The organism is Mitsuaria sp. TWR114, assembly GCF_007997345.1.
Genome location: NZ_VOSR01000003.1, coordinates 1 through 10,826, shown reverse-complemented (window position 1 = coordinate 10,826; position 10,826 = coordinate 1). Strand labels below are relative to the sequence as shown.

9 protein-coding genes and 1 pseudogene are annotated in these 10,826 nt (G+C 69.8%); all 10 read left to right on the top strand.

What is annotated here, in order from left to right; genetic code table 11:
* Positions 1–370, top strand: a pseudogene (locus FUT87_RS00155) (phospho-N-acetylmuramoyl-pentapeptide-transferase); the annotation flags it as partial.
* Between the two features lie 16 nt (positions 371–386).
* Positions 387–2,306 carry a UDP-N-acetylmuramoyl-L-alanine--D-glutamate ligase gene (gene murD / locus FUT87_RS00150; RefSeq protein ID WP_255511593.1) on the top strand — a complete coding sequence of 640 codons (1,920 nt, stop codon included), beginning with the start codon at positions 387–389 and terminating at the stop codon, positions 2,304–2,306.
* Positions 2,303–3,571 carry a putative lipid II flippase FtsW gene (gene ftsW, locus FUT87_RS00145; RefSeq protein WP_091726020.1) on the top strand — a complete coding sequence of 423 codons (1,269 nt, stop codon included), beginning with the start codon at positions 2,303–2,305 and terminating at the stop codon, positions 3,569–3,571. Before murD ends, ftsW begins: the two co-directional genes overlap by 4 nt.
* The gene (gene murG / locus FUT87_RS00140) at positions 3,568–4,686 is read left to right on the top strand and encodes an undecaprenyldiphospho-muramoylpentapeptide beta-N-acetylglucosaminyltransferase (protein ID WP_091726016.1); all 1,119 of its coding nucleotides are present in this window, start codon (positions 3,568–3,570) and stop codon (positions 4,684–4,686) included. The genes ftsW and murG overlap by 4 nt, the downstream gene beginning before the upstream one ends.
* Entirely contained in the window at positions 4,683–6,035 is a 1,353-nt protein-coding gene (gene murC, locus FUT87_RS00135) for a UDP-N-acetylmuramate--L-alanine ligase (RefSeq protein WP_147239695.1), read from the top strand. Before murG ends, murC begins: the two co-directional genes overlap by 4 nt.
* A 56-nt stretch (positions 6,036–6,091) precedes the next feature.
* Entirely contained in the window at positions 6,092–6,769 is a 678-nt protein-coding gene (gene can, locus FUT87_RS00130; RefSeq protein WP_099860574.1) for a carbonate dehydratase, read from the top strand.
* Between the two features lie 46 nt (positions 6,770–6,815).
* Positions 6,816–8,687: a bifunctional isocitrate dehydrogenase kinase/phosphatase gene (gene aceK / locus FUT87_RS00125; protein WP_147239696.1), complete on the top strand. Its 1,872-nt coding sequence runs from the start codon at positions 6,816–6,818 to the stop codon at positions 8,685–8,687.
* 49 nt (positions 8,688–8,736) lie between these two features.
* Positions 8,737–9,915 carry an acetyl-CoA C-acyltransferase gene (locus FUT87_RS00120; protein WP_147239694.1) on the top strand — a complete coding sequence of 393 codons (1,179 nt, stop codon included), beginning with the start codon at positions 8,737–8,739 and terminating at the stop codon, positions 9,913–9,915.
* Positions 9,916–9,926: 11 nt separating this feature from the next.
* Complete coding sequence (locus tag FUT87_RS00115) at positions 9,927–10,595, top strand: SDR family oxidoreductase (RefSeq protein WP_091720345.1); 669 nt, start codon at positions 9,927–9,929, stop codon at positions 10,593–10,595.
* A 4-nt stretch (positions 10,596–10,599) separates the two neighbouring features.
* Positions 10,600–10,826 (top strand): acyl-CoA dehydrogenase family protein (locus tag FUT87_RS00110; RefSeq protein WP_147239693.1); only part of this gene is annotated, 227 nt, incomplete at its 3' end.

The following is a 10,826-nucleotide window of genomic DNA, read 5'->3' as shown; positions in this document are numbered from 1 at the left end:
CGCGCTGGCGGGCGCGGGGCTGGCCTTCCTGTGGTTCAACGCGCATCCGGCGCAGGTCTTCATGGGCGACGTCGGCGCGCTGGCGCTGGGCGGCGGGCTGGGCACGCTGGCCGTGATCACGCGCCAGGAGATCGTGCTGGGCATCATGGGCGGCGTCTTCGTCGCCGAGGTGTTGTCGGTGATGCTGCAGGTGACCTGGTTCAAGTACACGAAGAAGAAGTACGGCGAGGGCCGGCGCATCTTCAAGATGGCGCCGCTGCACCACCACTTCGAGAAGTCGGGCTGGAAGGAGACGCAGGTCGTCATCCGGTTCTGGATCATCACGATGCTGCTGTGCCTGGTGGGCCTGGCCAGCCTGAAGCTGCGCTGATCGGGACGCGACGACGATGACTCCGATCCGCTTCCCCACCCTCTACCAGGACCGGCACGCGTTCGTGCTCGGCCTGGGCGATTCCGGGCTCGCGATGGCGGCCTGGGCCGCGCGCCTGGGCGCGCGCGTGACGGTGTGGGACAGCCGCGAGCAGCCGCCGCAGCTCGCCGCGCTGCGCGAGCGCCTGCCCGAGGCCGCCTTCGTGCATGGCGAGTTCACGCCGGAGCTGCTGGCCTCGATCGATCACAGCTGGGTGTTGCTGAAGAGCCCGGGCCTGTCGCCGCTGGACGCGCGGCTCAAGCCGCTGCTGGCGCGCGCCGAGGAGATCGGCCTGCGCCTGCGCGGCGAGCTCGAGCTGTTCGCGCAGGCGCTGGCCGAGCTCAAGACGCTGTACCGCTACGAGCCGGGCGTGCTCGCGATCACCGGCACCAACGGCAAGACGACGACCACCAGCATGACCGCGCTGCTGGTCGAGCGCGCCGGCCGGCGCGTGGCGATGGCCGGCAACATCGGCCCGACGCTGCTGGGCACCTTGAGCGACGCGCTCGACAAGGAGCCGATGCCGCAGCCGAAGGAGGCGGAGATCGAGGCTGTCGTCGACCTCGCGGTCGAGGCGGTGACCACGGCCGAGGGCGCGGAAGCGCCCGAGGTGCCGAACGCCGAGGCGCTGCTGGCGCCGGTCGACGCGCCCGCCGAAGCCTCCACGGAAACACCGGCCGAGGCGTCCGAAGAGGAGCTGCTCGAAGCGCAGAGCGAAGCGACGGCCGATGCGCCGATCGAAGCGCCCGTCGAGACGCTGGCCGCGCAGGCCCCGGCCGACGAGCGCAGCGCGCTCGAAACCGTGGCCGAGCTGCTCGACGAGCAGCCGCTGCCGATCAAGCCGCCGCCGCCCAAGCCGGCGGAATTCGAGGTGCTGCCGCAGGTCTGGGTGCTGGAGCTGTCGAGCTTCCAACTGGACGGCGTGAAGGGCTTCGAGCCCAGCGCCGGCGCGGTGCTCAACATCACGCAGGACCACCTGGACTGGCACGGCGACATGCCGGCCTACGCGCGGGCCAAGGGCCGCATCTTCGGCGAGCACGGCGTGCTGGTGATCAACCGCGACGATCCCGAGGTCGAAGCGCTGGTGCCCGCGCCGGTCGTGGTGAAGCAGGGCCGGGGCCGGCCCGCCAAGACCGTCGAGCGCGAGGTGGTCCGCTTCGGCCTGGACGCGCCGCGTCGCCCGGGCGACTTCGGCCTGCTGGTCGAGAACGGCATGGCCTGGCTGGTGCGCGCCCGCGAGCAGGAAGAAGAACTCAAGGGCCTGAAGCGCCGCAAGGACGACGAGGACGAACTGCTGATCCAGCGCCTGATGCCGGCCGACGCGCTGCGCGTGCGCGGCCGCCACAACGCGGCCAACGCGCTGGCGGCGCTGGCGCTGGCCTCGTCGATCGGCTGCCCGCTGGCGCCGATGCTGCACGGCCTGCGCGAGTACCGCGGCGAGCCGCACCGCGTCGAGTTCGTCACCGCGATCAAGGGCGTGGACTTCTACGACGACTCCAAGGGCACCAACGTCGGCGCGACCGTCGCGGCGGTGATGGGCCTGGGTGCCGACCGCGCGCCGGCCAAGCTGGTGATGATCCTGGGCGGCGACGGCAAGGGGCAGGACTTCTCCCCGCTGGCGACGCCGATCGCGCTGCATGCGCGCGCGGTGGCGCTGATCGGGCGCGACGCGCCGCAGATCGAGGCGGCGCTCCAGGACAGCGGCGTGCTCATGCATCGCCATGAGTCGCTCGAGGCGGCGACGCACTGGGCGCTCGCGCAGGCGCAGTCCGGCGACAGCGTCCTGCTGAGCCCGGCCTGTGCCAGCCTGGACATGTTCCGCAACTACGCCCACCGCGCCGAGGTGTTCATCGCCACCGTGCGCGAGCTGGCCGAAGACGAGGGCTTCGTCGGATGAGCGCCGCGACCGTCCTCGAGCAGCTCAACGAGCGCGTCCGCGCGCTGCTGTCGCGCCGGCCGGCGACCGCTGGCGGCGTCGATGTGCCGGTGCGCGACTGGGTCTCCACCTCCGCCGGCCAGCCCACCCGCATCCTCGGCTTCGACCTGACGCTGGTCTGGGTCGTGCTGGCGCTGCTGGCGCTGGGCCTGCTGATGGTCTATTCGGCGTCGATCGCGCTGCCGGACAACCCCAAGTTCGCGAAGTACGCGCCGATGCACTTCTTCGTGCGGCAGAGCCTGTTCATCGCGATCGGCCTGCTGGCGGGATGGATCACCGTGATGGTGCCGGTGAGCTTCTGGGAGCGCCACGCGCCCAAGATCTTCGTCATCGCGCTGGCGCTGCTGATGATCGTGCTGATCCCGCATGTGGGCAAAGGCGTCAACGGCGCGCGCCGCTGGCTGCCGCTGGGCGTCATGAACTTCCAGCCCTCCGAGCTGGCCAAGCTGGCCATCGCGATGTACGCGGCCAACTACATGGTCCGCAAGATGGAGGTGAAGGAGAACTTCGTGCGCGCCGTGTGGCCGATGGCCGCCGCGCTGGCCTTCACCGGCATGCTGCTGCTGGCCGAGCCGGACATGGGCGCCTTCATGGTGATCGCGGCGATCGCGATGGGCATCCTGTTCCTGGGCGGCGTCAACGGCCGCATGTTCTTCCTCAGCGTGGCGGTGCTGATCGGCGCCTTCGTGCTGATGATCACCTTCAGCGACTTCCGCCGCGAACGCATCTTCGCCTACCTGAACCCGTGGGACGAGAAATACGCGCAGGGCAAGGCCTACCAGCTGACGCACTCGCTGATCGCCTTCGGCCGCGGCGAGTTCTTCGGCCAGGGCCTGGGATCCAGCCTGGAGAAGCTGCACTACCTGCCCGAGGCCCACACCGACTTCCTGCTCGCCGTCATCGGCGAGGAACTGGGCTTCATCGGCGTGGCGATCGTGATCTTCGCCTTCTTCTGGCTGTCGCGCCGGCTGTTCCACATCGGCCGGCAGGCGGTGGCGCTGGACCGCGTCTTCGCGGGCCTGTATGCGCAGGGCATCGGCATCTGGATGGGCGGCCAGGCCTTCATCAACATGGGCGTGAACCTGGGCGCGCTGCCGACCAAGGGCCTGACGCTGCCGCTGATGAGCTACGGCGGCTCGGCCACCGTCCTGAACTGCATTGCATTGGCGATCTGCGTGCGAATCGATATCGAGAACCGACAGTTGATGCGAGGGGGGAGGGCATGAGTACTCGCCACCTCGTCGTGATGGCCGCCGGAACGGGCGGGCATGTGATTCCGGGGCTTGCGGTCGCAGCTGAAATGCAGCGTCGCGGCTGGACCGTCTCCTGGCTCGGCACCGAGGCCGGCATGGAGAACAAGCTGGTGCCGCCGTCGGGTCTGCCGATGGACCGGTTGTCCTTCGCCGGCCTGCGCGGCAAGGGCCTGAAGCACTCGCTGCTGGGCGTCGTGCGGCTGTTCAAGGCCTTCGCGCAGAGCGCCAACATCTTCGCCGCCCGCAGGGCCGACGCGGTGCTGGGCATGGGCGGCTATGTCTGCTTCCCCGGCGGCCTGATGGCCTGGGTGATGCGTCGCCCGCTGATGCTGGTGAACGCCGATGCGGCGCTGCTGCTGTCCAACAAGGCGCTGGCGCCGGTGGCGCGCAAGATCGCCTTCGGCTTCGACGGCCTGGCCGCCGCGCAGCAGAAGAAGAGCGTCGTCACCGGCAACCCGGTGCGCGCCGAGATCGAGGACCTGCCCGCGCCCGAGCTGCGTTTCGCCGACCGCAACGGACCGCTGAAGGTGCTGGTCGTGGGCGGCTCGCTGGGCGCGCGCGCGATCAACGACGTGCTGCCGCAGACGCTCGCGCTGTGGGACGAGCACCAGCGCCCGATGGTCACGCACCAGACGGGCGAGGCCAACTTCCCGCTGGTGCAGGCGGCCTACGCCAAGGCCGGGGTGCAGGCCGAGGTCGTGCCCTTCATCACCGACATGGCCACGCGCCTGGCCGAGGCCGACGTGGTGATCTGCCGCGCCGGCGCGGTGACGGTGTCCGAGCTGTGCGCCGCCGGCGTCGCCAGCATCCTGGTCCCGCTGGTCGTCAGCACGACCTCGCACCAGCGCGACAACGCGCAGTACATGGCGCAGCATGGCGCCGGCACGCACCTGCCGCAGGGCGAGCTGAGCGCGCAATCGCTCTTCGACCTGCTGCAGCAGCCGCGCGAGCACTGGCTGGCGATGGCCTCGAAGGCGCGCTCGCTGGCGCGTCCGCGCGCGGCCTCGCGCGTGGCCGATGAACTCGAGGCGCTGGTCGCCGCCAAGGGCGCCCGCTCCGGCGGCGCCGGGAACGGAGCGCGCGCATGAAGCACGCCATCCAGCACATCCATTTCACCGGCATCGGCGGCGCCGGCATGAGCGGCATCGCCGAGCTGCTGGCCGCGCAGGGCTATCGCGTCACCGGCTCCGACCAGGGCGAGAGCGACACCACGCGCCGGCTGCGCGCGCTGGGCGTCGAGGTGCAGATCGGCCATGCGGCGCAGCATGTCGGCGACGCGCAGGTGCTGGTCAAGTCCAGCGCCATCAAGGCCGACAACCCGGAGCTGATGGCCGCCCACCAGCACGGCATCCCCGTCCTGCTGCGCGCGCAGATGCTGGCCGAGCTGATGCGGCCGCGCCTGGGCATCGCGGTGGCCGGCACCCATGGCAAGACGACGACGACCTCGCTGCTGACCACGGTGATGCTGCAGGCCGGGCTCGATCCGAGCTACGCGATCGGCGGCCAGTTGCTGGCGGCGGGCGCGAACGCGGCGCTGGGCAGCGGGCCGCACATGGTGGTCGAGGCCGACGAATCGGACGCGTCCTTCCTGCACCTGCTGCCGCAGCTGGCGATCGTCACCAACATCGACGCGGACCACATGGACACCTACGGGCACGACATGGCCCATCTGCGTCAGGCCTTCGTCGACTTCCTGCACCTGATGCCGTTCTGGGGCGCCGCGGTGCTGTGCGGCGACGACGCCGGCGTGCGCAGCATCGTGCCGATGGTGTCGCGCCCGGTGGTCCTGTACGGACTGGGCGAGGACAACGCGGTGCGCGCGACCGAGGTGAGCGCCGAGGCCGGCGGCGGCATGCGCTTCACCGCGCTGCGCCGCGACCGCCAGGGCCGCGCGTTGCCCGCGCTGGACGTGCGGCTGCGCCTGAACGGGCAGCACAACGTGCTGAACGCGCTGTCGGTGATCGCGATGGCGATGGAACTGGGCCTGGACGATGGCGCGCTGCTGCAAGGCCTGGCGACCTTCGGCGGCGTGGGCCGGCGCTTCCAGTCCTATGGCGAGCTGCCGGTGGCGGCGGCCGATGGCGTCGCGGGCACCGCGCTGCTGATCGACGACTACGGCCATCACCCGGTGGAGATGCAGGCGGTGCTGCAGGCCGCGCGCGCGTTCTGCTACACGGTGGGCAAGAACCTGGATGCGCTCGACGGCGCGCACGTGCGGCAGGTGCGCAAGGACTGCGCCTCGGTCATCCTGTGGTGCGCCGAGAAGGCCACCTGGATGGCGGGCGAGGGCATCCAGATCTTCGGCGGCAACGGCTACATCAATGAATATCCGCTCGGCCGGCTCTGGCGTGACGCGAAGCTCTACGAAATCGGCGCGGGCACGTCCGAGATCCGCCGCATGCTGATCGGCCGCGAGCTCTTCGCCGAAACGATGTGAGGCCTTCGCGGGTGCGACAGGCCGGTGTCCGCCCGCAACCGCGACAATCCCGCCCCATGAGCACCAACGACCACATCGACGGACTGCTGGACAACAACCAGCGCTGGGCCACCGAAACCGAGGAGCGCAGCCCCGGTTTCTTCTCGCGCCTGCTGAAGCAGCAGACCCCGCAGTACCTCTGGATCGGCTGCGCCGACAGCCGCGTGCCGGCCAACGAGCTGGTCGGGCTGCTGCCCGGCGAGCTCTTCGTCCACCGCAACGTGGCCAACGTCGTGGTCCACTCCGACCTGAATTGCCTCTCGGTGATGCAGTTCGCGGTGGACCAGCTCAAGGTCCAGCACATCATCATCGTCGGCCACAGCAACTGCGGCGGCGTGCGCGCCGCGCTGCAGGACCTGCGCGTCGGCCTGGTGGACAACTGGCTGCGCCATGTGCAGGACGTCCGCAACCACCATCAGGACTGGCTGGACCAGCTGCCCGAGGAGCAGCGCGTCAATGCGCTGTGCGAGCTCAACGTGCTGGAACAGGCCCGCAACGCCTGCCAGACGACGGTGGTGCAGGACGCCTGGTCGCGCGGCCAGTCGGTGGCGGTGCACGGCTGGGTCTACGGCCTGCACAACGGCCTGCTCAAGGACCTGAGCGTCACCGCCGCGGGACCCGACGACGTCGGCCCGGCCTACCGCCGCGCGCTGGAAGCGCTGCAGCGCCGCTACGAGGCGGCCATGGGCCGCTGAGCCCGCGCGGCCAGGACCGGACATGAGCGGAACGGACGGCGGCGCCATGTTCCCCCACGAGCTCAACGACCCGCGCGCCTTCGAGATCGCGCAGGCCATGCTCGAGGGCTTCGACAAGCACTACCGGCTTTTCCGCGCCGCGTCGGCCACCGCCAAGCAGCGCTTCGAGCAGGCCGACTGGCACGGCCAGCAGCGCGCGCAGCGCGAGCGCATCGAGTTCTACGACCTGCGCGTCGACGAGGCCGTCGCGCTGCTGGAGGCACGCTACAAGACCAGCGAGCTGCCGAGCGAGGTCTGGCAGCAGGTCAAGCTGCACTACATCGGGCTGCTGACCCGCCACCTGCGCCCGGAACTGGCCGAGACCTTCTTCAACTCGGTCACGACGCGCATCCTGCACCACAGCTACTTCCACAACGAGTTCATCTTCGTCCGGCCCGCCATCTCGACCGAGTTCATCGAGAACGAGGAGCCCGCCGCCCAGCCGACCTACCGCTGCTACTACCCCTCGCAGGACACGCTGCGCGACACCTTCATGCGCATCGTCTGGAACTTCCAGCTGGCGCTGGAGTTCGAGGACCTGGGCCGCGACATCGACCTGGTGCTGAAGGCGGTGGGCGAGCAGCTCGGCGCCTTCCGCTGGCGCACCAACTTCCAGGTGCAGGTGCTGTCCTCGCTGTTCTTCCGCAACAAGGGCGCGTACATCGTGGGCAAGGTCGTCAACGGTTTCAGCGAGACGCCGTTCGCGCTGCCCATCCTGCACAAGGAACCCGGCCCGGGCGAGGCCGCGCCGGCCAAGGGCGCGAAGACCGATGGCGCGAAGGACGCGGCCGCGGCGCGCCGGCTCTACATCGACGCGGCGCTGTTCGGCGAGGACGAGCTGCAGATGCTGTTCAGCTTCGCGCGCGCCTACTTCCTCGTGGACATGGAGGTCCCGAGCGCCTACGTGCAGTTCCTGCGCTCGCTGATGCCGCGCAAGCCGCGCTCGGAGATCTATTCGGCGCTGGGGCTGCAGAAGCAGGGCAAGAACCTGTTCTACCGCGACTTCCTCAACCACCTGCGCCACAGCAGCGACAAGTTCCGCATCGCGCCCGGCATCAAAGGCATGGTGATGCTGGTCTTCGACCTGCCGTCGTATCCCTTCGTCTTCAAGGTCATCAAGGACTTCTATCCGCCGCAGAAGGACACGACGCGCGAGCAGATCCAGTCCAAGTACCTGCTGGTCAAGCAGCACGACCGCGTGGGGCGCATGGCCGACACGCTGGAGTACACCCGCGTGGCCTTTCCGCGCCATCGCTTCGAGGACGAGCTGGTCGCCGAGCTCCGGCACTTCTGCCCCTCGCTGCTGGAGGAGACGGGCGAGGACCTCGTCATCAAGCACCTGTACATCGAGCGCCGCATGGTGCCGCTCAACATCTACCTGCAGGAAGCCTCGCCGGCGCAGCTGGCGCATGCGGTGGTGGAGTACGGCAACGCGATCAAGGACCTGGTGGCGGCCAACATCTTCCCGGGCGACATGCTGTGGAAGAACTTCGGCGTGACGCGCCACGGCAAGGTCGTGTTCTACGACTACGACGAGATCGAATACCTCACCGACTGCAACTTCCGCAAGGTGCCCGCGCCGCGCAACGAGGAGGAGGAGCTGTCCGGCGAGGTCTGGTATCCCGTCAACAAGCTGGACGTGTTCCCCGAGACCTTCGGCCCCTTCCTGCTCGGCCATCCGGGCGTGCGCGACGTCTTCATGGCGCACCACGCCGACCTGCTCGATCCGGCGTTCTGGCAGACCCACAAGGAGCGCATCCTGGCGGGTCATGTCGAGGACGTCTTCCCCTACGACCCGCACAAGCGCTTCCACGTCCACGACGCCGCGCCGGCCCTGAAGGTGCCGGAGCCGCAGGACCGGGAGCTTCCCATCCACTGATCCGCCGCGGCCCCGTGGGGCCGCACCGCTTCCCTTGAAGGAGACCCCCATGTCCGATTCCATCGTCATCGTTTCCGCCGCGCGCACGCCGATCGGCGGCCTGCTGGGCGACTTCGCCGGCCTGGCCGCGTGGGAGCTGGGCGCCGTCGCCATCAAGGCGGCCGTCGAGCGCGCCGGCGTGCCGGCCGACTCGATCCAGGAAACCTTCCTGGGCAACTGCCTGATGGCCGGCCAGGGCCAGGCGCCGGCCCGCCAGGCGGTGCTCAAGGCCGGCCTGCCGCAATCGGTGGGCGCGGTCACGCTGTCCAAGATGTGCGGCGCCGGCATGCGCGCGGTCATGTTCGCGCACGACACCCTGAAGGCCGAAAGCGCCGACGTGCTGATCGCCGGCGGCATGGAGTCCATGACCAACGCGCCGCACCTGATGTTCGCGCGCAAGGGCGTGAAGTACGGCGCCGCGCAGATGTATGACCACATGGCGCTGGACGGCCTGGAAGACGCCTACGAGCGCGGCAAGGCCATGGGCGTCTTCGCCGAGCAGTGCGTCGACAAGTACGCCTTCACGCGCGAGGCGCAGGACCAGTTCGCCATCGCCTCGACCGAGCGCAGCAAGCGCGCCAACGAGGATGGCAGCTTCAGCTGGGAGATGGCGCCGGTGACGCTCGCCGGCAAGGGCGGCGACACGGTGGTCTCGCGCGACGAGCAGCCGTTCAAGGCCAAGCTGGACAAGATCCCGACGCTCAAGCCGGCGTTCAAGAAGGACGGCTCGATCACGGCCGCGACCTCCTCGTCGATCTCCGACGGCGCGGCGGCGATGGTGCTGATGCGCGAATCGACCGCCAACAAGCTGGGCGTGAAGCCGGTGGCGCGCATCGTCGGCACGGCGGTGCATGCCAACGCGCCGGAGTGGTTCACGACCGCGCCGGTGGGCGCGATCCAGAAGCTGCTGGCGAAGAACCAGTGGGACGCCAAGAGCGTCGACCTCTGGGAAGTCAACGAAGCCTTCGCCGCCGTCACGATGGCCGCGATGGCAGAGTTCAAGCTGCCGCACGAGATCGTCAACGTGAACGGCGGCGCCGTGGCGCTGGGCCATCCGATCGGCGCCTCGGGCGCGCGCATCCTGGTGACGCTGCTGGGCGCGCTCAAGCATCGCGGCCTCAAGCGCGGCGTCGCGGCGCTGTGCATCGGCGGCGGCGAAGCGACGGCCGTCGGCGTCGAGCTGATCTGAGGACGGGCCGGATGGCGCAAGTCCTCATCATCGGCGCGTCGCGCGGCATCGGCCTGGAGCTGGTGAAGCAGCATCGCGCGAGCGGCGACACCGTCGTCGCCACCGCGCGCGACGAGGCCAGCCTGGAGAAGCTGCGCGCGCAGGGCGCGACGGCGATCAAGCTGGATGTCTCGGACATGATCAGCATCGCCGGCCTGGCCTGGCAGCTCGACGGCTACCAGTTCAACCGCGTCATGTACGTGGCGGGCCTGTACGGGCCCAAGACCATCGGCCTGCAGCCGCCGAGCGCGGCGGACTTCGACGCCGTCATGCACACCAACGTGCTGGGTCCGATGCGCGTGCTGCCGCAGCTGCTGGACGCGCTGGCGCCGGACGCGCGCATCGGCATCCTGTCCTCGCGGATGGGATCGCTGACGCTGCGGGCGAACTCGGCGGGCTGGGTCTACCGCGCGTCCAAGGCGGCGGTGAACTCGGTGATGAAGGACGTCGCGCTGACGCTGGACGGTCGCGCGACCTGCGTCAGCCTGCATCCGGGCTGGGTCAAGACCGACATGGGCGGGCAGGAGGCCGACATCGACGTCGCCACCAGCGCCTCCAGCCTGCGCCAGGTGCTCGACGGCCTGAAGCCGGGCGACAACGGCGGCTTCTTCAACTACGACGGCAGCCCGCTGCCCTGGTGATCCCATGATCCTTTCCGAAGACCACCGCGCCGTGCAGGACGCCGTCCGCGCCTACGTGCAGGACCAGATCGCGCCGAAGGCGGCCGAGTGGGACAAGTCCCACCACTTCCCGGCCGCGGAGCTCAAGGGCCTGGCCGAGCTCGGCTGCTACGGCGTGGCCGTGCCGCATGAATACGACGGCGCGGGCCTGGACTACCTGGCGCTGGCGCTCATCCTGGAGGAGATCGGCGC